Origin of the sequence: Geobacillus vulcani PSS1, from assembly GCF_000733845.1 — a bacterium.
GTDB lineage: Bacteria > Bacillota > Bacilli > Bacillales > Anoxybacillaceae > Geobacillus > Geobacillus vulcani.
The window spans coordinates 469,934-492,642 of sequence record NZ_JPOI01000001.1; the positions used below are offsets into that span (position 1 = coordinate 469,934).

The window sequence follows — 22,709 nt, forward strand, 5'->3', positions numbered from 1 at the left end:
TCCTTTCCGCCAATGCCTTAAACGGTTATTGGCGGAAAGCAAGGTGGGACATACTAATAGTGGCATGAAAAACAAAGAAGTGCTCCGGCCAAGAGACAACAGACAGTTTCCATACCGAACATGCAACGATGCTGCAAGAAGGAGGCGCCTTCACGTTGGATACAGGCACACATGTTTTGATGGGGGTGGCGCTCGGCAGTCTTGCTTCACTTGACCCTGCGATCGCCCACGATCCGCTCTTATCCCACGCCGTGTTGATCGGCGCGCTTGCTGGCTCGCAAGCGCCGGATATCGATACGATTTTCAAATTGCGCAACAACGCCAAATATATTCGCAACCATCGCGGCATCACCCATTCGATTCCCGCCGTCGTTCTTTGGCCGCTACTCATCGTCAGCATAATGGCTGCCATCTATCCGAAAACGGATTGGCTTCGTGTTTGGCTTTGGACGTTTATTGCCGTCGCCTTGCACGTGTTGGTTGACATTTTTAACTCTTACGGAACCCAGGCGTTGCGCCCATTTACAAAAAAATGGATCGCCCTTGGCGTGATTCATACGTTTGATCCCGTCATTTTTGGGCTTCATTTGGTTGGCGTCGGCGGCTTGTTTCTCGGCGCCCATCCCGGTTATACGTTTCTTGTCGTCTACGTGCTTATCGCTGCGTATTATGGGATTCGCTTCCGCCAGCAGGCCAACATCAAACAGCTCGTGCGCGCCTCGATCACCGGGGTGACCGAGATCATCACCGTACCGACATGGCGGCCGCGCGAATGGCATTTAGCCATTTCAACCTGCGACGAATTTTACGTCGCCCGCGTCAAACGCGGCGAGCTCATCATCCTTGACCGCTTCCAAAAGCGCCCGCTTCCCGACCATCCGGTGATGAACGCTGCCAAACGCGATAAAAATATCGCCGCTTTCTTATCTTTTTCCCCGGTTTACCGTTGGGAAATGAATGAATACGATGATTACTACGAAGTGCGCTTTACTGATTTACGCTATCGAAGCAAAGAGTATTACCCGTTTGTCGCTGTCGTCCAGCTCGACCGCGACCTCAATATTGTCAGCTCATACACCGGCTGGATTTTCAGTGAAGGCAAACTGCGCAAAAAGCTCGAACTTGCTCCAAACGGCTGATGGGCTCCACCCCAATCATTGCCACACATAAGCGCCAGAGGGTGTCCCATAATAAAAATACGTGTTGGCCATCCAACACGAGCACGCCGTCAAGGAGGGATGTGCCGTGCGGAACAAAGCGCACAACTTCCCGAACCAAAACAACAACAAGTTCGAAGGCGAACCGCGCGCCAAGGCCGAGTACGCCTCGAAGCGGGCCGACGGCACGACCAACACCCACCCGCAAGAACGGATGCGCGCCTCCGGCGAACGAAGCGATTTCTTTTAACATGAAGGGGGAGCACGGCATCGTTCGCCGCACTCCCCCGGCACATTCCGCAGCGAGGTGAACAGTCATGGGTCACCATCGGCGCAAAAAATTTTATGACAACTTTTACTCCAATCCGTTTCAACAGCCGTGGGCTAATCCAAAACACGCCCACTCCCAAGTAAACGGCGAAACACAACAAACGCTTGACCTCATCATTTTAGAGCGGCAGACGCGCAAGCAGTCGTAGCTAGCCAACCTAGGGAGGGGAGTCTCCCTAGGTTCTTTTTGCCAGTGATGAACGTGCCCGCTTTTCCACAACATCGATGCTAGGTCCTCCCTGACTTTCGGTGGAGAAGCCAACTTTCCTTCCAACCGGCCTTGGTGGATGACACCGCGTTTTTTCGTCGCCAATCTTGTCTTATGGCAAATTCGGCTTGCGCAGCAGCGAAATCGGCAGCGCCTCCTCCTCTCCGTTTCCTTTCAACCGCCATCCCCAGGCAAACACTCCTTTTAAATAGCGCACTTTAAAATACTCGCCGGGCGCCCCTTCGATTTCATAAATCTCCCCAGGATGAAAATCAGCCGGATTGAGCATATACGCCTTCGCCATGGCGATTTTCCGCTCGTAGACGGCGTATTCGTTCACCATCCCCATCTGCTCCGCCTTGCGCGCTTTTTCCGTCAACATGGCGATTTCTTGTTGCAGTTCTTCTTTCGTCATCTCGCTGTACCGTTTTTGTTCTCCTTTGTTCATGGACAAGCCTCCTTTTTTGAACACGCCAACAAAACCGCTACTATCCCCCAAGCCTTTCGTTCAAGATCACTCCCCATCGCCGTGCATGCGCAGCCATTCATTGATCAAATCAAGCGCGAATCCTCTTCGGTACAGGGCTTGGCGCATTTTTTGCTCATAAAGCGGCCGCGGGTGGTGCGCATAACGGCGGTGTGCTTTCTCCGCCTGAACACGGAGCGCCTCCCATTCTTCTTGTTCAGTGTGAACACTGCCATCCGCCAAAACGGCGGTGATCACCTCCTGCGGAAACCCTTTGCGCATCAGCTGTTGCCGCACCCGTTCCAAAAACACGCGCTCTGATTCTGCCCGGCGCTGCTTTTTCGCCTTTTGGTAAAGCGAGCGGGCGACGGCCATCTGTTCATCCAACGTATACTCCGCCAAGCTCTGCTCAATCAAGCGGTCCGGAACGCCGAGCCGTTCCAGTTCCGCGCGGACGAGAAGGGGCCCTTTCGCCGCCGTCTTTTTTTGCGTGCGCACATAAGCAGCTGCAAACGCCTCGTCATCCACATACCGCTCCTTGTGCAGCTTCTTGAGCACTTCCTTTACAACGAGATCGGAAAATCCTTTTTTTCGAAGGTGTACGACAACCTCGTGCTCAGAACGCATCCGGCGGGCTAAAAAGTAAAGCGCCTGCTGATACGCCTTTTTCACCTCATCGGCATACACAATATGTTGAAGCAAGTCGTCGCTGATCTCCATCCCTTTTTTCAAGCGGAATTGAAGCAATACATCTTGATCAACTGTTAATCTCAACGGCGGTGCGCCGTCACGGTGCACGACAATCCAAAATCGTTCAGCATTTTGTTCGGTTACGACAATGTCGGCAATCGTTCCCATGTTTGTCCCCCTTATCTTTTATCGTATCATAAGCAGGAACTTCTGACACCAAAAGCGAAGTCATAAAATAAACCAATGGAAGGGGAATCAAGATGCGCATCGCCATCAACGGCGGTACCGGTTTGATCGGCCAGGCGCTCGCCCGCTATTTTTCCAAGCAAGGACATGAGATTTACATTTTCACCCGCTCTTCCAAACCTCCTACAGGCCGCATCCGCTACCTTTCTTTCGACGACAACCAAAAGCCGACGGCAATCGATGTCGCCATAAATTTAGCCGGGGAACCGCTCAACCGAAAACGTTGGACGGCGAAGCAAAAAGAAATCATCCTTGAAAGCCGCCTTCGCGCCACCGAAGCGATGGGCCGCTACATTAATTCATTGTCCCGTCCTCCGTCGTTGTTTATCAACGCCAGCGCCATCGGCATTTATGGCACTTCCGAATCCGCGACATTTACCGAGCAAACGACCAATTACGGCGGCGACTTTCTAGCCCAGACCGTCCAAGCATGGGAAGCATCAGCCCATCCGATCGAACTGCTTGGCATCCGCACCATCTACGCTCGCTTTGGCGTCGTGTTTGCACGGCATGGCGGCGCCCTGCCGATGATGATCAAGCCGTACCGGTTGTTTGTCGGAGGCCCAATCGGCAACGGACGGCAATGGCTGTCATGGATTCATCTTGAAGACGTCGTGCGCGCGGTCTCGTACATCATCGAACGCGAGGAGTTGTCCGGCCCGATCAATTTCACCGCACCCGATCCAGTGCAAATGGACGAATTCGGCCGCACGGTCTCCCGCCTTCTTGGCCGCCCGCATTGGCTTCCGGTTCCCATCTCGGCTCTTCGCCTTCTCCTTGGTGAAATGAGCATGCTCGTCACCGAAGGGCAACGCGTCCTTCCAGAGAAGCTATTGCAAGCCGGCTTCGTTTTTTCGTTTCCAACGTTGGAAGACAGTCTCACCGATTTGCTTTTGCCACATGGCCAACAAAAAATATTCAAAAAAAATTAACAAAAAAACAATTCCCTTTTTGCCTCCGATCGTGTATGATAAAGGAGACCTTAGGCTAGTTGTCGCTAATAACCGCATACGCACAGGAACAAGGGGAAGGCAAATGGTGCGCCACCAGCGCTCAAGCTGGTCCTAGTGGGTTCGATTCCCACCCCGAAATTTTTTTAATGAAGTTTTAATAAAAAAATTTCGAGGGTGGGTTCCCGCTGGGAGGCTGCCCTCGGCATCCAAAGGAGGGATTGGCCATGTTGAAAAAACGCGAGCTGCAAGACTGTCATGCGCTGTACGAGTTGATGGTGCATCCGGACGTCTTCCCTTTCGTGCGCCAAAAGGCACGCTCGTACGAAGAGTTTTTATTCATGACCAAGCAGCTTATTGAGGCGGAAGAACGCGGCGAACTGATTTCGCGCACGATTTTGGACGAATGGGGAAACCCGATCGGCACGATCAGCCTTTTTGACATTCAAAACGGCGCCGGCTTTTTAGGCACATGGCTCGGCAAACCGTATCACGGGCTCGGTTACAATCGGCGCGCCAAAGAAGCGTTTTTCCATGAGCTGTTTTATGAGCTGTCGATCGAAACAGTATTTTTGCGCATTCGCAAAGTCAACGTCCGTTCGATCAAAGCGGCGGAAAAATTGCCGTACGTCACGCCCGCCAATGAAACGCGGCAGTCGCTGCTTGAACAAATCGGCGCGGATGTATACAATTTGTACGAAATTACAAAAGACAACTACACGCTTTATACAATGCGCCATCCCTCCTTTGCCCACAATGAAGAACAACGCAAAGAGGCATAAGCTCAGGGGGCGGCATCGACGGAACAAGAGGTTGTCCAAACGGACGCCCTCTTTTTTATGCATAAAAACGGAAGATTTTGCGCAAAATGGAACTAAAGGAATATTGATGAAAAGCGAGGGAACAAGCGATGGCGGAAAAACGGAAACGCGAAAAAGCGAAACATACCTTGACGAGCGCACAGGAAGTCAGCTACGCCCGCGATTTTAAAATGGCGGATCAGGCGGGCGGCTATACAGCCAAAAAAGCGCGCCATTAGAAACGATTGCTATTTATACGGCGGCGCTGTCCATGCCATCCTAATGAATGAATCGTACGATTCACACTTTTGGAATAGGGGGCATGGGGGATGGGCCGTTCTCGCGGACAACGAACACGCGACAAAAACAAGGCGACTTTGCCGCAAGTGCCGAAACAGCTGAAATCTGACGGCATCGATGTGGAATACTCGGAAGAATTTGCCGACCATGAAGACCTTGAAGCACAGGCACGGGCTGCGGCAGCCGGCATCCGCCGGCAAGAGCGCAAACAGTAACCGAACAAGGCGCCTCGCTGTTATGGGGCGCCTTGTTCCTGTGAACCGCTTCCACTCCGCTTGGCTGGAAGCGGGAGACTTTCTTTGTTCAACGCTTCTCCAAGCCGCGCTACATGGTTGCCTCGCCCTCGAGCTCCAACACTTGGCTGTACCGTTTGTAAAACCGCCCCAACTCCCCTTTGTAATTGTCTTTCCACGGTTTTTCCTTGCCGCAATAATGGATAAAAACGGTGTTTTCCTCAATCCAAGCTAAATCGTGTTTCGGGTTGGGCAAAAGCTGCAAAAAGTCATAATAGCGCGCATCATAGTTGTAGCGGTAGCCGTCGACCGGTTTGATCTTGTCCCAATACAGCCCATTTACGACGTCTTGGTCAGGAAGAACGAGCTTGAACCGATTGTCGCGAATGAACTGGTAAATGTCCGCAAGCCGAACGTGTTCACGCATCATCGCAATGTTCATCATCATCACACCCGTGTTGAAATAGCCTTTCGCGTTCGGCGTTTTTAACCGCAACTTGTTGAACAAGTTGGCCACCTTCGTTGAATGAGTATGCTCAGCCGCAATGAACAAGTTCCCTTCAAAATCCATGTCATACAGCTCATCCATCGGGTTGATCGCCACAATATCCGGATCAAGGTACAAGACACGGTCGACGTCCGGCGGCAAAAACAAATGCGCCGCCAGCCGGTAATACATCTCCACCGTATAGTGGCGGAAAACAGGCGCATCATGAAACAGTTGTGGATCAACGTAAATCGGCACGAGCTCATGCCCCTGCCGGCGAACAAACTCACCAAGGGCCTGAATCTCTTCCTCGGCAATGCGCGAGTAAAGCAAGTAAAACGTAAATGGGCGCCGGTTGTTGCAAAACAGCGAATGCATCAAGACTCTCAGCGGCGGAAGATAATTGGCGTCTGTCGTGACTAACACTTGAAACATGCACCATCACTTCCTTTTTTTGAGTCATCGATTCCCCTTTCTCTACAATTATATAGAAATTTAGGTGAATGTTGCGCCCTTTTCATGCTAAATTGTCCGACTGGACGACGATTTCTTTGAAAAGAGCTTATGCCAGCAATGCAGCAATGGGCCTTACTCCCCTCGCGGGCCGGCTTTCGCTGGTGATTTTTTGTTACACTATTTACAATTATCAAACAAATCGCTATAATAAACATATAAGCCGTCTCCTGCCAGCTTGGCCGCTTGTGCAGACCGGACGGCCTCTGCCATCTGTCCGATCGCCCCGTTGCCTGACAGGCAGCGTTTGGCAGCTTTTAAACATCGAACACAAAAAGAACTGTGCGGCCTGACGGCATCTCCGCGCCGGAATGCCTTCTCAGTCCGTTCAAGCCGGTTCCTATCTTGTACGCTGTATAGGAACCGGCTTTTTGCATGTGAAAAGAAAGGGGGGGGAATCGATGCCAGGAGCGCTCGATGGCGTGCGTGTGCTCGACTTGTCACGCGTGTTGGCTGGTCCGTATGCAACGATGATTTTAGGCGATTTAGGGGCTGATGTCATAAAAATCGAGGCGCCGGGCGGATCAGATGACACCCGGTTTTGGGGTCCGCCGTTCCAAAACGGCATGAGCGCTTACTATACCGCCGTCAATCGAAACAAACGAAGCATCACCGTCAATTTAAAATCGGCAGAAGGACAAGAGACCATTCGCCGTCTCGCCAAAACAGCTGATGTCCTCATTCACAATTTTAAAACCGGAACGATGGAACGTTGGGAACTTGGCTATGAATCGTTGTCGCGCCTCAACCCGCGCCTCATTTACTGTTCCATCACTGGGTTTGGCGAAACAGGGCCGCTCGCTCCATTAGCCGGCTACGACTACATCATTCAGGCGATCAGCGGCTGGATGAGCATTAACGGCACTGCGGACACCGGTCCGCTCAAAGTCGGCATCGCCGTCACGGATGTGTTTACCGGCCTGTATGCCGCCATCGCGATCGAAGCCGCACTTTTGGCCCGCGAGAAAACAGGGCGCGGGCAAAAAATTGATCTCGCCCTGTTTGACTGCGCTGTGAGTGCGCTTGTCAATGTCGCCGCCAATTATTTGTTATCCGGCGATGTCCCGAAGCCGCTCGGCAATGAACACCCGAACATCGTGCCGTACTCAACGTACATGGCAAGCGACGGACCGATCGTCATCGCTGTCGGCAACGACCGGCAGTTTCAAGCACTTTGCACGCTTCTATCCGATCGCTCGATCGGATCCGACCCGCGTTTTCAGACAAACCCAGGCCGAGTCGCCCATCGCGAAGAGCTAAACCGGCGACTGAACGAGGAAATCAAGCGGCGGACGCGGGCTGAGTGGCAGCGCCTTCTCACTGAAAAAGGCATCCCGTGCGGACCGGTGCAGACGCTCGACGAACTGTTCCGCCATCCGCAAACGACGGCGCGCGAGATGACAGTCAAGATGCACCATCCAATCGTCGGTCCGTTAACGCTTGTCGCCAGCCCGCTGAAACTTTCCGACACGCCGGTGTCTTACCGGCTGCCGCCCCCGCTGGCCGGCGAGCATAACGACGAGACTGCTCTCGGGTGGCAAAGCAGTACGAACGCAGGAAGCGGTCGGCCCAATCACCCTGAATGAATCGTTGTTTTGATCAGCCGTTTCAGCGCCCGCTGAAACACAAGGAAACGAACGTTGACAAGAAACCCATGAAAAACAAACAGTTGCATAGGGGGATGGAAACGATGATGAACTTCGACTTTACACCTGAACAAGAAATGCTGCGACAAACGGTGCGCAAATTCGTCGATAAAGAAATTATGCCTTATATTAAAGAATGGGATGAGCGCGGCGAATTTGATCGCAACATTTTCAAGCGGCTCGCTGAACTCAATTTAATGGGCGTCTGCATTCCTGAAGAATATGGCGGCATGGGCATGGATTACAACTCGCTTGCCATCGTCTGCGAAGAGCTCGAACGCGGCGATACGGCATTTCGCACCGCTGTATCCGTTCACACCGGGCTGAACAGTTTGACGCTGTTGCAGTGGGGGACGGAAGAACAAAAACAAAAATATCTCGTCCCACAAGCGCGCGGGGAAAAAATCGGCGCGTTCGGCCTGACCGAACCGAATGCCGGCTCAGACGTCGCCTCCATCCAGACGACAGCCGTCCGGGATGGAGATGACTACATTTTAAACGGACAAAAAACATGGATTTCCCTCGCTGACATCGCCGACCATTTTCTCGTATTCGCCTATACGGACAAATCGAAAAAGCATCGCGGCATTTCCGCCTTTATCGTCGAACGGACGATGCCCGGCTTTTCGTCACGCCCGATTAAAGGGAAACTTGGCATCCGCTCTGGCAACACGGGCGAACTGTTTTTTGACAACGTCCGCGTCCCGAAAGAAAACTTGCTTGGGGAAGAAGGCGAAGGATTCAAAATCGCCATGTCAGCGCTTGACAACGGCCGCTTCACCGTCGCCGCCGGCGCGGTCGGCCTCATTATGGCATGTCTTGAGGCGAGCGTGAAATACTGCCACGAACGAAAAACATTCGGCAAAGAAATCGGCCGCCATCAGCTCGTTCAACAAATGATCGCACGCATGGAAGCCGGTTTGCAAATCAGCCGCCTGCTCGTTTACAAAGTCGGCTTTCTCAAAAACGAAGGCCGTCGCTGCACGAGAGAAACATCCCTCGCCAAATGGATTGCCTGCGACTACGCGAACCAGGCGGCCGACGACGCCGTGCAAATCCATGGCGCCTACGGCTATTCGAACGAATACCCGGTCGAGCGCTACTTGCGCAACTCGAAAGCGCCGGTCATTTACGAAGGAACGCGGGAAATTCATACGATCATGCAGGCCGAATATGTGCTCGGTTACCGCCAGGACAAACCGCTGCGCAAAACGCTGCCGGCATGGCGGCCGGCTGAAAACTGAAACACCGACGAAATCATGGGCGGCCAAACCGCTGACCCGCACCAAAATGCAGTTGCCCCCATCAACCGATAAGGGGCAACTGCTTAGGACTCTTTCTCCTCCATTTTGCAATATTGCTTGTACAAATCTTTTAGCGCCGCGCACAGGGCAGAATGGGCTTTTCCTAAATACCCTTCGTCAAGCTCGGCGAGCAGATCGTCGATGCCATCACGCAGCGAATGGCCGCGAAGCAGGCGGGCCACGTAATCGCGCCCATGTTCAGTAGCCAGTGTGCACGATGCCTCCACGATCACCCCGTATTTTTTATCAATTTCCGCCGTGATCGTCAACGTATCGTAAAGGCTTTTCGCCGCCATTCCAGCCGGCAGCCGCGCATGACCAGCGATAAACTGCGTTTTCATCCGCTTTCCCTCTTTCCTCGTCTTTCTTGTTGCTGTTATACCAACTACTATCTTATTTCGCAGCGTGCATCCATTTTCCCTGCCTTGTTTGACAGTCGCCGAAAAAAAAGCCGCCTGCCAAACAAACTCAGCAAGCGGCAGATCGTTTCTTTTTAACGTTGCTGTACCGACGCGAGGCGGCCTGCCTCCCAGCTCACCCACACCCCGCTGTTTGGGTCAATCGAAGCGAGGCGGAGCCAGCCGTTTTGGACTTTGCGCCGAAATTCGCTATTTTCATCGAGCAGCCGCTCGATATAGGAAGACGGCGCTTCAACAACAACAAGCAACCGAAGCGGGGAATGGAACCACTCACGGTCAGACGCGGCGACGGACTGCCACGGCAAGCCGGCCAGCAAGTCGCTTCCGTTCCCTTGCATGACGCCGATGCCGCCGGTCACCGTCTGGGTCGTTTTGTCGCCGCTTCCGTAATAATGCGGTGCCACTGTCGAAGCATAATATTGCAAGTTGATCCACTGCCCAACCGTGGCCGGCCCAGCGATGATGCCGGCCAGCGCCTCACCGGTCGGATCTTCGCGCCAATCGTAGCTGTGCAAAAACACCCGGCCGTCTAAATGAACACCCTTTGTCAACGCCCGCCGGCCAATCAGGAAAGCGGCGTTCCCCGCCAATCCCCACTCCGGACGAATTTCACTCCAATCGACGGCGCGGCGTCGGGCTTCGGCAACCGGATCGCGCGGCATGGCGCCGACATGCGGCAGCTTCGCCATCCTCTCAGCATTGGCTTGGCGGCTGACGCCGGCCAGCGCCTGTGTCAGTTGCTTAAACGACTGTTTTGCCGTTTCGGATAACGGCGGCACTTCCACCCAACGCAACTCGTCAACGGTCGTGATATGTTCAGCGGCGACGAACACTGTCTCATCCGGGATGACGATTCCCTCTTTCGCCAATTCATCCCGCACGTGCGGCAAGTTGGCCAAGGCGGCAAACACACGGGCGTTGAACGCCCCAGCCGCGCCGCCGCACGCCCCGCAATCGAGCGCCGACGCATACGGGTTGTTTGTCGTCTCGCTTTCATGGCCGCAGACGACGACAAGCGGAGCAAATGAGGATGTCAAGCCAATGTTGACGAGGAGTTGTTTTACGTATTGCGCTTGCTCTTCTTTTGTCAACCCGATCGGCAATCCGGTCGTTTCGTCATGCCCTTGGCAATCCAGCGACAGCGTCGTCTTCGGTTTTTGTTCCGCCGACATTTCCGCCTGATGAATGGCTTGCCCGGCCCAAGCCGGCGCTGCGCTGCGGGCGATCGTATGCAAACCGAGCCACGGCCCGCTCATTTCCGGAAGCAGCAAACCAGCTAGCAGATGCTGCTTGATTTTTTTAAACGTTCGGCCGACAAAGCGGAACAGATCGCGTCGCCGACGGTACGGCGCTGCCGTCTCGTGAGAAGCGGTTTCGTTGATTTCATGCTGCGGCGCCACAATCGCCGGGCACGACGGATGGGCGTCGTCGCCATCAAGTACGCGCGTTTGAATCGGCAAACCGAAAAAGCCGGCGCAGCCGTACGTTTCAAACGGCCCCGCTTCCTCGAGATGACGGCGGAACGGCTCGGAGCGCACATCAATGCAAAACAATAGCTGCGCTGCCACCGGCTCTTTTGGCTCCTCTGGTTGACGGGTGAGAACCGCTTCTTTCAGCTTCGCTTCATACGTGTCTTCCCACGCCTCAAGCCAAAGATGGCGGCGGCCGATCCGCCAAAAACGATCGGCGAACGCCAAGCGAGTTCGGCGATCTTGGAGCGACAGGCGGCGCCAGTCGTCCACCGTCATCCCGCCCCAATGGATCCAAGCGGCCAACAGCGGCCCAACCGTACGATCGTCTTCGTTTTCTTCCTCCTTCAGCGGGAGATGCGGCGCTGTGAACACCCACTCCAGCGATAAACGAACCGCTAAGTAATTAATCAATCCGTCCACTTCATCGCCTGTCTGGCGCGATTGCCAGACAATCATCCCCGCCCAGCCGGGCAGAGCTAATAAGTGCGCTTCTAAATAGGCCACGGCTTCCTCATCCTGCACCCCTAGCTGCTCAAGCGCCCGTTGCAGCGCCTCCTCTGGATGGCAAGGCCAATCGAAAAGCCGTTTCCGCTCCTCCTTGGACAAGGACGGATCAAGAGGCGCCAAACGACGCCAAGACCCGTAAAAGCCTTGTTCGCGGTGCGGCAGCGCCCACGCCGCCTCTCCCCGATCGTAAAACAGCTTGCACCATTTTGCCATTTGTTGATCCAGCCGTTTGGCAAAACGAAGGCGTACGGACACCGGACGAATGGAAGCATGACGCGGTAATGTGATCGCAGCTAACTCAGCCAATTCCGGCGCTTGAAGCGCCTCTTCTGGCACCTCATCGTTCCAAAGGAGGGCGCGGCATAGACGTTCCGCTTCATGGCGCGGCGCAGGAAGCGGCTCGTCATCCAACCATCGTTGCAGACGCCGCTCGACGAAGGAAACGTCAATCTCCCCTTTGGATAGGGCCGAATGAAAAACGGCCATTGGCGGATACAAATCGATGCCATAAGCTTCTTGCAACCGGTCAGCCACGTCGACAAACGACTTGTCTTCCATCCCCATCCACGGATGGCGGGCAATGAACGCAGAAATCGGCCAAAGCGGAGCGATTGCCTTCGCCGCTTCGCTGACCATGACGGCGAGCGGGCGGGCGCCTCCTTTTTTTGCTGCCGACGACCGTTCGATTGATACAACGGCTCTACTCATGAGCCATCCCCTCCTTTAGATAGGATGCCAAATAACGCGGTTGTGCTTCGGTCGCCGCCGGACGCGGCTCACCAAGATGAACAAGCCACATGTACAGGTGAATGGCAAGCATGGAGCTGCGCCGGTTTGCGACCCATACAGCAACCAGCGCCGCGGCAACAAACAGAGCGCAGACAAGCCATTCGAACGAAGCGGGCGGCAGAAACGCGGACGGCACCCCGTTATGAAGCAGCACCATAAATTGATGGCGCACCGTTTCGGACACCAGCGCCAAAGCAGCGACAACCGCAAAACCCAGCCATCGGCCTTCGCGAAAATCCGCAAGCCGCCCCCAAGCAACTGTTGCCGAGGCCGCAAGCAAAAGCGCGCTCAACAGCCGGGCCGGTTCGTGCGGAGCCGCCTGCCAAAAGGCCCACCCAAGCAGCACGCCGAGGATGATGCCGCCTGGCCACGAACTGCCTGTTTTTCGCAATCCTATCCGACCGACTCGCGGCACGACTGAGCCGGACTGCAAAAAGAGCGTCGCTTTAAACAACCCATGCAGCACTAAATGCACAACCGCTGCTCCATAAGCACCGAGCGCACATTGCACAAGCATAACACCCATTTGCGCCATCGTCGAACCGACGAGCTGGCGCTTGTAGTCAACATGAACAAAACTAACGCCCGTGCCAATCAAAATCGAGGCAAAAGCGATCAGAAAGAGCGCCACATGCGCCCATGTTTCGTGAAAAAGCGGAGAAAAGCGCCAAAGCAACAATCCCCCAGCATTCACCATCCCTGCATGCATCACCGCTGACACTGGCGTCGGCGTCACAACCGATTCCATCAGCCAGCGATGAAACGGCCACTGACCGGCTGGAATAATGGCACCCAATAGGAGCAGCCCATTCAACACGGCTTTTTCCCATGGGCCAAGGTGAGCCAACCGTTCCGCTGACAGCATAGAAGCCAGCGTCCATTCACCGCCTTCCATCCCAAGCCAAACGGCAACAATGGCAACAGCAAGCCAGCTGGTCAAAAACATCACGCTCATCTGCCGGACGACGAACGGAACCGGCTCCCATTCTTTTTTCAACGCGGTCAACGCCACAAGCCCCACGAGCGGAAGCCCCCAGCACACTGCGATCAATCGCAAGTCGCCGGCCGCCCACGTGAGCGAAGCGGCCACCGTCGTCCACGTCAAAAGCGAGAAATACCACCGATAGCGGCGATCTCCATGCAAATAGCGAATCGAAAACCGTTGAATCGCCCAACTCAACAAAGAAACATACACGCCGGACAGCCAACTGACGGCATCAAACCGCCAACGGCCAATATCCACAGACCCAGCGCCGATCCACCCCATCAGCGCTACAGCCCCCGGCAGAAGCAACAGCCAAACATGAACATGCACGTATCGCTCCGGCACACGCGGGAACAACCAAATCAGCGCACTGACGAGGACAACTGCCACCGATGCAAACCATCCCCAAGTGATCCATTCCATTCCCATTTCCGTCTCCTCCCCTCTGTTTGATTGGCACTCCGTGCGGAAGAAAAGAAAAAACCGGCTATGTCAATCCGGCAAGGCGGCCCCACAAGGCCGTTCCATTGCCGAGCGATTGCTCATAGCCGGTTTACCTTCAACCAATCTTCCATGCGATTGTTTGAAGATCTCCCGCGCGCTGTCTTGCAATGGGCGACGGTCGGTTTCCCTTCAACGAACCTAAGCCGACGTAGGTTTTTTGAAGGGCTGCCGACAGCATCGTCCTCTCGATTTTATTTTATACTTACTATACAAAAGTTGTTTTTATTATACAACATCTTGATGAACCTGTCATGAAAAAAGTTACTTTGTCAGCTGCTTTTCCAAATCGTGAAACAGCTTAAAAACAATGATGCGCTCGCCTGTTCGCGTGCTCAAATCGGTGTGGAAGCTTTTCACCTGCTCGCCGGTGATCTCCAAAATCATCTCTTTCAACTCATCGACTCCCGATTCGACCAAACTCGTTCTCGACCGCTTTACCGCCAGCATCCCTTCTTTCGTCTCGCACAGCGCATACTCCGCCGGCGTCAAAATGCCGTGCAAAGACACGATGATCATGTCGCGCAAAATATCCGTTTTGACCGACACCGAGCCGCGGCCAAGAAAGTCTTTTTCCCATTTCGTCAACGCTTTGCTGATTTCGGATTCGATCCAGCCTTTGGATTTGTTCATGCCCTGACCCCCTCACTTGCCCGCGGCTTCCCGCCGCTTTCGCCACGTTGCACTCATAAACTTTATTATAGCCGCAATGGCTTCATGGCGCTAGAGTCAAATCACCGGAAAACAGGGAAAAACCGGAGGAGACAGCCGCCGCTGTTCCCAGCAAAGGTGCTGATGTTCCTCTTTTGCCCTGCGGTCCAGCGGGGCATGTTCATTTTGTTCCCAGCAAAGGTGCTGATGCTCCTCCCCGCAACAAACGCCGTTTGTTCAGGTGGAAGCACAGCCGGGCGGCAAAAAGCGGACATAACCTCCCCTCCACGTGCCGTCCTTCTATTCCTAGCACTGCCGGCAGCGAAGCGTCCGCAGCCGATTGAGCGCCGCCGCCAGCTCGAAGCGGCGCGGGCGGGCGAACTCGCCGGGATGGCCGTTTCGGAAAGAAATCGAGCCAAGCCCATGTCGGTCCCACCGTTCCTCGATGGCATCGAGCAATTGACGGACGGTCTTCGTTCCGTCAAGCCATCCTTTTCGCTCCATATACAAGAACGCCGCAGCAATCGCTCTCGTCTGGCTGTCGTCGACGAGCTGCTCCAGCGCATACAACAGCACGTCCGTCAGCCCGTATTGAATGACGTGGCGACCGCGCGCGGCCGCTTTCGCTTTCTTTCCTTTTTGGCTGTTTAAGCTCTCCGGCAGCGGGATGCGCTCACGAATGCGGCCAAACGACTCTCCACCTTCCGCTTTCCGCCCCGATGGCATCTTGGCCGCGATCTGTTTCGCTTCGCTGGTCACATCGGATGGAACATACTGTTCCATTTTGATCACACAATCGGCAATCTCAAAATAATCCCCTAACCCTCCGACGACCAAGACAGTGGAAATGCCGTAGTCGTGAAACAGCTGACGGGCTTTGTCGATATACGGGGTGATCGGCTCAGCTTCTTTCGCGATGAGCGCCTGCATGCGCGCATCGCGCATGAACAAATTGGTGGCGCTCGTATCTTCATCGATCAAAAACGCTGACGCCCCGGCTTCGATCATTTCGATCATGCTCGCGGCTTGCGAGGTGCTGCCGCTCGCGTTTTCCGTCGAAAAGCGCGTCGTCTCCTTGCCGTACGGCAGCGTGCCGATAAACGGGGAAATATCGACATTGGCCACGCTGCGGCCGTCCTCAGCGCGAATTTTCACCGCCCCGCTGTCAGTGATGACAAACTCCCGGCCATCGCCGGCGATATGGTCATACACACCGTGCTCTAACGCCTGAAGCAGCGTCGATTTTCCGTGGTAACCGCCGCCGACAATGAGCGTGATCCCCTTCCGGATGCCCATGCCTTTGATTGGTTCGGCGCGATGTGGCACCGGAATCGCCACCTCGAGCTCCGGCGGGCTTTGAAACGGCACCGCACCTTTCCGCAGCGGCTTGTCGCTCACCCCGCTTTCGCGCGGCAAGATCGCGCCGTTGGCGACAAACGCCACCAATCCGCGCTCATGCAAATAGCGGCGGATGGCATGCTGTTGATCGGCCAGCTCAACCGCCGGGCGGATATCCTCTTCGTGAAGGCCGTACACCGCCCGCTCGATCACAGCTGGAATTTGTTCGAAAAAGATGCTCTCGGCTTCCTTCGCTAAAATGCGCCGCCCGTTGGCCGGCAAGCCAACCGATAAACAAATGGTGATCGTCTCATCGGTGATTTGCACCGCCGTTCGCTCGAGCACCTTCTGCCCCGGTGCGTCGATCCACACGAGCCCGCTTTTTCCCGACCCGCGCGCCCGCGCCGGCCATTGCCGCAGTTCGTGATGGACGCGGCGCGCCAGCACATCTTCGCAACGGACGCGGCGCGGTTTCGTGTTCGTCCACTCCGATGTCAACACCGTCTTCACCCGTGGCACGATCACCCGAATTTTCGACGGTTCCGCAAACGGGTCGCCTTGCACATGGTCAATCGCCAAGGTAAATGCCGGAAAGGAATACTCCCCCTCAATCGCTTTGTACGCTTTATATCCCTTTTGGTCAATGGCCCGCAGTCGTTGTCTGAGCGCCTCCATTGCACCCACTCCTTCCTTTCGCTGTTCACCGAGGACCCCTTATGCACCACTTTGATTGTACCGCAAATCGAACGCCTTCATCCAGAGCCATCAAAAACGGCGGCCCGCCTATTCTTCGGGCGAGCCGCCTGCTGCTTAACGGTCTTTCATCCCCGTATAGATCCAAATCGCTTCTTTGAGAAACTCAGCCGCTCCCGGATGCACTTGGTCATAGTATGCTTGAAACCGTTCGTCCTCGACATACAGACGCGCCAGTCCGGCATGCGCTTCCTTCGAATAATGATCCCACCAGAAGCAAAGCCATTGACGGTGCAAATCCGCCGCCCGTTGCGCCGCCTCGCCGGCCGGGTCGCCATCTTGCATCGCTTCTTTCAATGCCTCAAGCACCTCTTGACTGAGCCGTTCCGCCTCATCAAACTGTTCCTTCGTCATCTTCCGCAGTCTGTCGTTGGAACGATCGACCTGTTCATCGCCATAATTGCGGCGAATTTCTTCTCCATATTTCCGCTCGTTTTCTTCAACCAGCTGCTCCTTGAACGCAGCAAACTTTTCCTCGTCGCTCATCATGATTCCTCCTTCTTTAGCGGCAATCGTTTTTTCAACGCTCGCAATCAACGCATCCAGATGGCGTCTTTTTTCCAACAGCTGTTGGCGGTGCTCCCTTAGCGCTTTCAGTTCATCAAAGGACGGGGAATGAATGATTTGTTTGATCGTTTCCAAATCGATTCCAAGTTCACGATAAAAGAGAATTTGCTGCAAACGATCGACTTCGCGCGGCCCGTATAGCCGATACCCGGCGTCGCTCAACCGCGCCGGCTTCAGCAACCCAATCTGATCGTAATACCGAAGCGTACGGCTTGTCACCCCCGCCAGTTTGGCCAGCTCATGCACGGTGTACTCGATGTTCCTCACCTCCCTATGGATGACGATACACCTTGACGCAACGTCAAAGTAAAGAGGAAAATGAAAAAAAGGGCTCCCAAGGGCCCTTTTCACGTCCCGCAAAACGTCCGGTACGGCCGGTCGGACGGCGGCGGCAGTTCCGCGTACTCGGCTTGTTCCGGCGAATAAGCGTACGGGTCGGCCAACGCTTCGAGGAAACGCTCCATCACGCTGTAGTCGCCGCAATTGACCGCGGCGGCCAACGCCTCTTCAACCCGATGGTTGCGCGGAATGACGGCCGGATTATGGCGGCGCATCCGTTCATACGCTTCTTCCCGCGAAACCGCTTCTTGGCTGAGCCTCGTTTGCCAGCGCTCGTGCCACTCGCGAAACTCGGAAGCGTCAAAGAGCGCCATTCCGGTGTACTCGCCTAACGTCAACGCCCGGAACGTGTTCGTATAGTCAGCGCGGTATTCTTCCATCAGCCGCAATAAATCCGCGATAAGCCCGCCATCCCCCTCTTGCGCTTCAGCCAAACCGAGTTTCGCTCTCATCCCGTCGAGCCAATGACGATGGTACAACGTCGGATATTGATCGAGCGCTTCCTGCGCCAACGCCACCGCCTTTTCCTCATCCTCATCCAGCAGCGGCAGCAAGCTCTCCGCCAATCGGGCTAAGTTCCAGCCCCCGATATACGGCTGATTGCCGTACGCATACCGCCCTTCCGTATCGATGGAGCTGAACACCGTCTTCAAGTCATACGTGTCCATAAACGCGCATGGCCCGTAATCGATCGTTTCCCCGCTGATCGTCATGTTATCGGTGTTCATCACCCCGTGGACGAAACCGACAAGCTGCCATTGGGCGATCAATGCCGCTTGCCGGGCGATGACTTGTTCAAGCAAAAACAAATAGCGGTTCTCAGCCTCCTCAAACCGAGGGAAATGCCGCTCGAGCGCGTAATCGGCCAACGCGCGCAGCTCTTCTTTCGTCCCCCATTGCGCCGCGTATTGGAACGTCCCGACACGCAAATGACTTGAGGCGACGCGGGTTAACACCGCCCCAGGCAGTTCGGTTTCCCGCCGAATCGTCTCTCCCGTTGTCACGACCGCCAAGCTGCGGGTCGTCGGAATGCCAAGGGCGTGCATCGCCTCGCTCACGATGTACTCCCGCAGCATCGGCCCGAGCGCCGCCCGCCCGTCGCCGCCGCGCGAATACGGCGTTCGTCCCGAGCCTTTCAGCTGGATATCCACCCGCTTGCCGCTTGGGGTGACATGCTCGCCGATGAGCACCGCCCGTCCGTCGCCAAGCATCGTGAAATAGCCGAACTGATGCCCGGCATACGCCTGCGCCAGCGGTTCAGCCCCGTCCGGAATCCGATTTCCCGCCAGCACCGCCACCCCTGCGTCGCTTCGCAATGCTTCTTCATTCAACCCAAGTTCTGCCGCAAGCGACCGGTTGAGCACCGCCAGTTCCGGCGCGCGCACCGGCGTGGGGAGAACGCGGCTGAAAAAGCGTTCCGGCAGCCTTGCATAACGGTTGTCAAACGTCCACCCCGCATCCAATTTGATCATCTCCTTTTTTCGGCCAAGCTATAGTTCTATTGTATGGCAAAGCAGGCGGCATAATAAATCGAAAACACGCGGTTCGCCCCAAAAATTCGACCGCCCCGTTTCGACGAAACTCGCCATCTTTTCTCTTTCGCTTCCGTTCCGTTTCGCCTATAATGGCCATGAGGAGGTGAAAAGAGTGGAAGAGAGCACAATCATTCAAGCGGTGCTGCATGCCCTCGAACAACATTCCGACAAAATCAGCTCGAAAATGCAGGAAATGGAACAGCGACTGCACGATGAGATGCAAGCGATGGAACAACGACTGCGCGGTGAAATGCAGGAAATGGAGCAACGACTCCGCACGGAAATGCACGAAATGGGGCAACAACTCCGCACAGAAATGCACGAAATGGGCCAGCAGCTCCGCAGCGAAATCCATGCTGTCGAAACCCGTCTTGAAGCCAAAATCGATTCCCTTCGTGAGGAAATGCAACAGATGAACAGACAACTGAACGAACGAAGCGATCGCCTCGAAGAAGAACTCGCAGACACGCAAACCTCGGTCGAAGTGTTGACCACGAAGGTGCTCCATCACGACCGAAAGCTTCGCCAATTGGCCAAACAAGCGTAATTCCTCTCGAAACGTTAGCCTTTTTGACCCACCGCAACGAACAAAACCGCTCCTGTTTCATCCTCCTGTTCCTTTTGATGAAATGGAGCGGTTTTGGTGTTCACAGAACACCTACTCCCTATCAAAAAATGAATCGCGTTCGACATAGCATACTCTCAATGCATAGCGCTTGTACCAATCCGCTTTTCCTTTTTTCTGCGCCAGTTGATGCCAATCATGCTTTTTCCAATTGCGAATGGCCTCCAATGACGTCCAATAGGAAACCGTAATCCCGATTCCATTCTGCCCTCGCACGCTTTCCACACCTAAAAATCCGGGCTGTTTGGCAGCGAGTTCTACCATCATTTTCCCCATTTCTTCATATCCATCGTCCCCTTCTGTCCTCTCCGATGTAAAAATAACGGCATAATACGGCGGCTGCGGCGTGTTAGCGATTCCACTCATCGACGATTTCCCCCTTTTTGTCATTTCATCATCTCTTGCCACTCGCACACTCCTCATTTCACCAATCCATGCCGAAACGCATAAATCACCGCTTGCGTCCGGTCTTGGACGCCGAGTTTGGCGAGGATGTTGCTCACATGCACTTTCACCGTTTTGAGGGAAATGAACAATTCATCAGCCATTTCTTGATTCGTCTTCCCTTGCGCCATCAGCAAAAGTACTTCCATCTCCCGGCTCGTAAGCTGTTCGTGCGGCAGCCGCTCTCGTTGTCTTCGCCGGTTTTGCATGACTTTTCCCGCTACTTCCGGCTCGAGCACCGATTGTCCGTGGAACGTAGCGCGAATGGCGTCGGCAATTTCGCTCGCTTTCGATGTTTTCAACAAATAGCTCGTCGCCCCTGCTTCGAGCGCCGCGAACACGTTTTCATCATCCAAAAAACTCGTCACGACAATGATTTTCGCCTCCGGCCATGCGCGAATGATTTCCTGTGTCGCGGCAATGCCGTCCACCGGTTCCATCACCAAGTCCATCAAAATGACATCCGGCCGCAACTGGAGGGCGAGCTCCACTCCCTTTTCCCCATCCTCCGCCTCACCGATCACCTCCATGTCCGGTTGAGCGGACAAATACGCGGACACGCCAAGCCGCACCATTTCATGATCATCGACAAGCAGCACCTTAATCACGGTCATCCCCCCTGTGCAAAAGCGGCACTTTCACTTCCAGCCGTGTTCCCTGGCCTTTTAAGCTGACGACCTTCAATGTTCCGCCGATTTCCGCCGCCCGCTCATACATGTGCTTCAACCCGTACGAACCGCTTTTTGAACGTTCCACATCAAAACCGACACCGTCGTCAGTGACGCGCAAAATCGCAAACCCGTCCCGTTCAATCAGCAATACTTCCACCGTTTGCGCTTTCGCATGGCGCAACGTGTTCGACAGCGACTCCTGCAAAATGCGAAACAGATGATCTTCCACCCCTTTATCGAGCGGAACGTCTTCGATGTTCCATTTCATCTCGAGCGGCACTTTGCCCGCCAATTCCGTGAGCAGTTCATTCATCCCTTCTTGAAGCGATTTGCCTTTCAGCTGCACCGGCCGCAAATGCAAAAGCAGCGCCCGCATTTCCAATTGCGACTGGTGAATCATTTGCTCGACCATGGCCAATTGTTTGCGCTGCCGTTCATCATCCGGCGGCATCGTTTCCATGACGGCCGACATCATCATCGAAGCGGCGAACAATTGTTGGCTGACCGAATCGTGCAGCTCCCGCGCCAACCGCGTGCGCTCTTCCGAAAGAATGCGTTCAACGAGCCGTTCTTCCTGCTCCGCCTTTTCCGCCGCTAACTTTTGCACGCGCTTCGTTTGCGCGCGCCATTGCGCTTGCAGCTTCTCGATTTGTCGCCAGACGTCTTGCAGCTCCGATGGCGGCTCTTTCCGATGCAACTCCCCCATTTCTCCTTGTTCAATGTGCCGCAGCGCCTGCACAACCGCATGCCACTGCTTGCGAAAGAAGGAATCAAGCATCAATCCAACAGCGATCCCCATACACACGCTTACGGCCAACACAAACAGCAAAAACGGCAATCCCATCACGGTTTGCTCCCACAAAGACGACCACATTCCGGGCGGAAGCAAATAGAAAAAGGAAACGAGCAACGCCACAGCAAGCATAAGCGCAAGCAAAACGGAAGCGAGCATCGGGCGACTCATACGCGTTTCACCTCGACATTGCCAATGATCATCGAGGTGACGATTTTCAGTCTTTGTTCCGCTTGATCATACGAAGACGTTTGATAAATGAGCGTTTCATTGAACATTCTTTCCTGTTCCTTGCCAAACAGCGAGGCGGCGCCGAAAATGGCGGAATGAACGAGCCTCGTCTCGATTTCGTACGGAACGAGAACTTGAATGTTGCCGACCAAGCCACGCACGATAATGACCGCTTCCCCTTTGGGAAGCACAGTATAGCTGACATCAATGACCGTATCCCCGATCCCCGTTTGGATATTGACATCATTCCACTCGTACACCTGTTCTGGGGTCGCTTGCCGGCCAACCCATACATTTTGAAACAGCGGTTGACGGCGCACAATTACCTCTCCCCCATACGAGTTCTCGGTCATAGTTGGACGGATCACCGTCGGATGCCGCTTTGACTGGAACAATTGCCAAATGGCATAACACAACAGCGCAACCATGACAAAACGGGCGGCCATCATCGTTAAGACATGAATCGCCAACATGATGCAGCCAAGCCAAAACAGCCATTTCCCTTTCCGCCGATGCCATCTTTTCCTTCCAACATAAATCAAACCGACTGATATACTCAATGAAAACAGCACACCCGGGCGAAAAAAAGAAATTTCAATCGCAAAAAGGAGCAGGGTCACCAACGCAACCCAACTGACATAATCCGTTTTCTTCCGTTGATCGAGCATGCGGGGATCCCACCTGTTGTCCAAAATGAAAAACGTTGTCCCAAAAGATGGTTTTCATGTTCTTCGCACCAAGGCACAACATATTATGGAT

General features: G+C 54.6%; 24 protein-coding genes. 10 read left to right on the top strand and 14 right to left on the bottom strand.

Annotation, left to right across the window (positions count from 1 at the left end):
* The first annotated feature begins 155 nt into the window (after positions 1-155).
* The 3 genes from N685_RS0102695 (at position 156) to N685_RS18785 (ending at position 1,636) form a co-directional block, all read left to right on the top strand.
* Positions 156-1,139, top strand: coding sequence for a metal-dependent hydrolase (locus N685_RS0102695; protein WP_031405634.1), 984 nt, complete (start codon positions 156-158; stop codon positions 1,137-1,139).
* Between the two features lie 106 nt (positions 1,140-1,245).
* Positions 1,246-1,407, top strand: a complete 162-nt coding sequence (locus N685_RS0102700) for a small, acid-soluble spore protein K (protein ID WP_031405636.1) — start codon at positions 1,246-1,248, stop codon at positions 1,405-1,407.
* A 67-nt stretch (positions 1,408-1,474) separates the two neighbouring features.
* Complete coding sequence (locus N685_RS18785) at positions 1,475-1,636, top strand: YpzG family protein (protein ID WP_071880153.1); 162 nt, start codon at positions 1,475-1,477, stop codon at positions 1,634-1,636.
* 171 nt (positions 1,637-1,807) lie between these two features.
* Here N685_RS18785 and N685_RS0102710 read toward each other — a convergent pair whose 3' ends face one another.
* Both N685_RS0102710 and recX read right to left on the bottom strand, forming a co-directional pair.
* The gene (locus N685_RS0102710; protein WP_031405637.1) at positions 1,808-2,143 is read right to left on the bottom strand and encodes a YfhH family protein; all 336 of its coding nucleotides are present in this window, start codon (positions 2,141-2,143) and stop codon (positions 1,808-1,810) included.
* Between the two features lie 66 nt (positions 2,144-2,209).
* Complete coding sequence (gene recX / locus N685_RS0102715) at positions 2,210-3,019, bottom strand: recombination regulator RecX (protein WP_031405639.1); 810 nt, start codon at positions 3,017-3,019, stop codon at positions 2,210-2,212.
* 92 nt (positions 3,020-3,111) lie between these two features.
* Between recX and N685_RS0102720 the strand changes: the two genes are divergently transcribed.
* From N685_RS0102720 to N685_RS0102735, 4 genes are all read left to right on the top strand, one after another.
* Entirely contained in the window at positions 3,112-4,029 is a 918-nt protein-coding gene (locus tag N685_RS0102720; protein ID WP_031405641.1) for a TIGR01777 family oxidoreductase, read from the top strand.
* Positions 4,030-4,274: 245 nt separating this feature from the next.
* Positions 4,275-4,829, top strand: coding sequence for a GNAT family N-acetyltransferase (locus N685_RS0102725; protein WP_031405643.1), 555 nt, complete (start codon positions 4,275-4,277; stop codon positions 4,827-4,829).
* A gap of 128 nt (positions 4,830-4,957) precedes the next feature.
* On the top strand, positions 4,958-5,086 hold the full coding sequence (locus N685_RS18790; protein WP_013146323.1) for a YfhE family protein: 129 nt from the start codon (positions 4,958-4,960) through the stop codon (positions 5,084-5,086).
* A 90-nt stretch (positions 5,087-5,176) separates the two neighbouring features.
* Positions 5,177-5,362, top strand: a complete 186-nt coding sequence (locus N685_RS0102735) for a YfhD family protein (protein ID WP_031405645.1) — start codon at positions 5,177-5,179, stop codon at positions 5,360-5,362.
* A gap of 109 nt (positions 5,363-5,471) precedes the next feature.
* Here the strand turns inward: N685_RS0102735 and N685_RS0102740 are convergent, their stop codons facing one another.
* Positions 5,472-6,302 (bottom strand): glycosyltransferase family 8 protein, encoded by an 831-nt coding sequence (locus tag N685_RS0102740; protein WP_031405647.1) that lies wholly within the window; start codon positions 6,300-6,302, stop codon positions 5,472-5,474.
* Positions 6,303-6,781: 479 nt separating this feature from the next.
* On the opposite strand from N685_RS0102740, the gene N685_RS0102745 reads away from it, so the two are divergent.
* Complete coding sequence (locus tag N685_RS0102745) at positions 6,782-7,966, top strand: CaiB/BaiF CoA transferase family protein (protein WP_031405649.1); 1,185 nt, start codon at positions 6,782-6,784, stop codon at positions 7,964-7,966.
* A 104-nt stretch (positions 7,967-8,070) separates the two neighbouring features.
* Positions 8,071-9,270 carry an acyl-CoA dehydrogenase family protein gene (locus N685_RS0102750; RefSeq protein WP_023633705.1) on the top strand — a complete coding sequence of 400 codons (1,200 nt, stop codon included), beginning with the start codon at positions 8,071-8,073 and terminating at the stop codon, positions 9,268-9,270.
* Between the two features lie 83 nt (positions 9,271-9,353).
* Here the strand turns inward: N685_RS0102750 and N685_RS0102755 are convergent, their stop codons facing one another.
* The 7 genes from N685_RS0102755 to N685_RS0102790 form a co-directional block, all read right to left on the bottom strand.
* The gene (locus tag N685_RS0102755; RefSeq protein WP_031405655.1) at positions 9,354-9,671 is read right to left on the bottom strand and encodes a DUF3870 domain-containing protein; all 318 of its coding nucleotides are present in this window, start codon (positions 9,669-9,671) and stop codon (positions 9,354-9,356) included.
* A gap of 152 nt (positions 9,672-9,823) precedes the next feature.
* Positions 9,824-12,436 (bottom strand): DUF2309 domain-containing protein, encoded by a 2,613-nt coding sequence (locus N685_RS0102760; protein ID WP_031405657.1) that lies wholly within the window; start codon positions 12,434-12,436, stop codon positions 9,824-9,826.
* The gene (locus N685_RS0102765) at positions 12,429-13,931 is read right to left on the bottom strand and encodes an NADH dehydrogenase subunit 5 (protein ID WP_031405659.1); all 1,503 of its coding nucleotides are present in this window, start codon (positions 13,929-13,931) and stop codon (positions 12,429-12,431) included. Before N685_RS0102765 ends, N685_RS0102760 begins: the two co-directional genes overlap by 8 nt.
* 336 nt (positions 13,932-14,267) lie before the next feature.
* Complete coding sequence (locus tag N685_RS0102770) at positions 14,268-14,636, bottom strand: DUF2294 domain-containing protein (RefSeq protein WP_031405662.1); 369 nt, start codon at positions 14,634-14,636, stop codon at positions 14,268-14,270.
* Positions 14,637-14,960: 324 nt separating this feature from the next.
* Complete coding sequence (locus tag N685_RS0102780; RefSeq protein WP_031405665.1) at positions 14,961-16,667, bottom strand: ABC-ATPase domain-containing protein; 1,707 nt, start codon at positions 16,665-16,667, stop codon at positions 14,961-14,963.
* Positions 16,668-16,802: 135 nt separating this feature from the next.
* Positions 16,803-17,591 carry a MerR family transcriptional regulator gene (locus tag N685_RS0102785; protein WP_031405668.1) on the bottom strand — a complete coding sequence of 263 codons (789 nt, stop codon included), beginning with the start codon at positions 17,589-17,591 and terminating at the stop codon, positions 16,803-16,805.
* Positions 17,592-17,659: 68 nt separating this feature from the next.
* Positions 17,660-19,123, bottom strand: coding sequence for a protein adenylyltransferase SelO (locus N685_RS0102790; protein ID WP_031405670.1), 1,464 nt, complete (start codon positions 19,121-19,123; stop codon positions 17,660-17,662).
* 175 nt (positions 19,124-19,298) lie between these two features.
* On the opposite strand from N685_RS0102790, the gene N685_RS0102795 reads away from it, so the two are divergent.
* Entirely contained in the window at positions 19,299-19,733 is a 435-nt protein-coding gene (locus N685_RS0102795) for a hypothetical protein (RefSeq protein ID WP_031405672.1), read from the top strand.
* Between the two features lie 111 nt (positions 19,734-19,844).
* Here the strand turns inward: N685_RS0102795 and N685_RS0102805 are convergent, their stop codons facing one another.
* The 4 genes from N685_RS0102805 to liaF are packed head-to-tail and all read right to left on the bottom strand — an operon-like array spanning position 19,845 to position 22,618.
* The gene (locus N685_RS0102805; protein ID WP_031405675.1) at positions 19,845-20,177 is read right to left on the bottom strand and encodes an antibiotic biosynthesis monooxygenase family protein; all 333 of its coding nucleotides are present in this window, start codon (positions 20,175-20,177) and stop codon (positions 19,845-19,847) included.
* A gap of 53 nt (positions 20,178-20,230) precedes the next feature.
* Positions 20,231-20,863 (bottom strand): response regulator, encoded by a 633-nt coding sequence (locus N685_RS0102810; RefSeq protein ID WP_031405677.1) that lies wholly within the window; start codon positions 20,861-20,863, stop codon positions 20,231-20,233.
* Positions 20,856-21,890: a sensor histidine kinase gene (locus N685_RS0102815; RefSeq protein WP_031405679.1), complete on the bottom strand. Its 1,035-nt coding sequence runs from the start codon at positions 21,888-21,890 to the stop codon at positions 20,856-20,858. Before N685_RS0102815 ends, N685_RS0102810 begins: the two co-directional genes overlap by 8 nt.
* Positions 21,887-22,618: a cell wall-active antibiotics response protein LiaF gene (gene liaF / locus N685_RS0102820; protein WP_031405681.1), complete on the bottom strand. Its 732-nt coding sequence runs from the start codon at positions 22,616-22,618 to the stop codon at positions 21,887-21,889. Before liaF ends, N685_RS0102815 begins: the two co-directional genes overlap by 4 nt.
* Positions 22,619-22,709 lie beyond the last annotated feature (91 nt).

Bases quoted from the DNA above. Each gene is read 5' to 3' on its own strand.
- N685_RS18785 (WP_071880153.1), top strand. From the start codon at position 1,475: ATGGGTCACCATCGGCGCAAAAAATTTTATGACAACTTTTACTCCAAT.
- N685_RS0102710 (WP_031405637.1), bottom strand. From the start codon at position 2,143: ATGAACAAAGGAGAACAAAAACGGTACAGCGAGATGACGAAAGAAGAA.
- recX (WP_031405639.1), bottom strand. From the start codon at position 3,019: ATGGGAACGATTGCCGACATTGTCGTAACCGAACAAAATGCTGAACGA.
- N685_RS0102720 (WP_031405641.1), top strand. From the start codon at position 3,112: ATGCGCATCGCCATCAACGGCGGTACCGGTTTGATCGGCCAGGCGCTC.
- N685_RS0102725 (WP_031405643.1), top strand. From the start codon at position 4,275: ATGTTGAAAAAACGCGAGCTGCAAGACTGTCATGCGCTGTACGAGTTG.
- N685_RS18790 (WP_013146323.1), top strand. From the start codon at position 4,958: ATGGCGGAAAAACGGAAACGCGAAAAAGCGAAACATACCTTGACGAGC.
- N685_RS0102735 (WP_031405645.1), top strand. From the start codon at position 5,177: ATGGGCCGTTCTCGCGGACAACGAACACGCGACAAAAACAAGGCGACT.
- N685_RS0102740 (WP_031405647.1), bottom strand. From the start codon at position 6,302: ATGTTTCAAGTGTTAGTCACGACAGACGCCAATTATCTTCCGCCGCTG.
- N685_RS0102745 (WP_031405649.1), top strand. From the start codon at position 6,782: ATGCCAGGAGCGCTCGATGGCGTGCGTGTGCTCGACTTGTCACGCGTG.
- N685_RS0102750 (WP_023633705.1), top strand. From the start codon at position 8,071: ATGATGAACTTCGACTTTACACCTGAACAAGAAATGCTGCGACAAACG.
- N685_RS0102755 (WP_031405655.1), bottom strand. From the start codon at position 9,671: ATGAAAACGCAGTTTATCGCTGGTCATGCGCGGCTGCCGGCTGGAATG.
- N685_RS0102760 (WP_031405657.1), bottom strand. From the start codon at position 12,436: ATGAGTAGAGCCGTTGTATCAATCGAACGGTCGTCGGCAGCAAAAAAA.
- N685_RS0102765 (WP_031405659.1), bottom strand. From the start codon at position 13,931: ATGGGAATGGAATGGATCACTTGGGGATGGTTTGCATCGGTGGCAGTT.
- N685_RS0102770 (WP_031405662.1), bottom strand. From the start codon at position 14,636: ATGAACAAATCCAAAGGCTGGATCGAATCCGAAATCAGCAAAGCGTTG.
- N685_RS0102780 (WP_031405665.1), bottom strand. From the start codon at position 16,667: ATGGAGGCGCTCAGACAACGACTGCGGGCCATTGACCAAAAGGGATAT.
- N685_RS0102790 (WP_031405670.1), bottom strand. From the start codon at position 19,123: ATGATCAAATTGGATGCGGGGTGGACGTTTGACAACCGTTATGCAAGG.
- N685_RS0102805 (WP_031405675.1), bottom strand. From the start codon at position 20,177: ATGAGTGGAATCGCTAACACGCCGCAGCCGCCGTATTATGCCGTTATT.
- N685_RS0102815 (WP_031405679.1), bottom strand. From the start codon at position 21,890: ATGAGTCGCCCGATGCTCGCTTCCGTTTTGCTTGCGCTTATGCTTGCT.
- liaF (WP_031405681.1), bottom strand. From the start codon at position 22,618: ATGCTCGATCAACGGAAGAAAACGGATTATGTCAGTTGGGTTGCGTTG.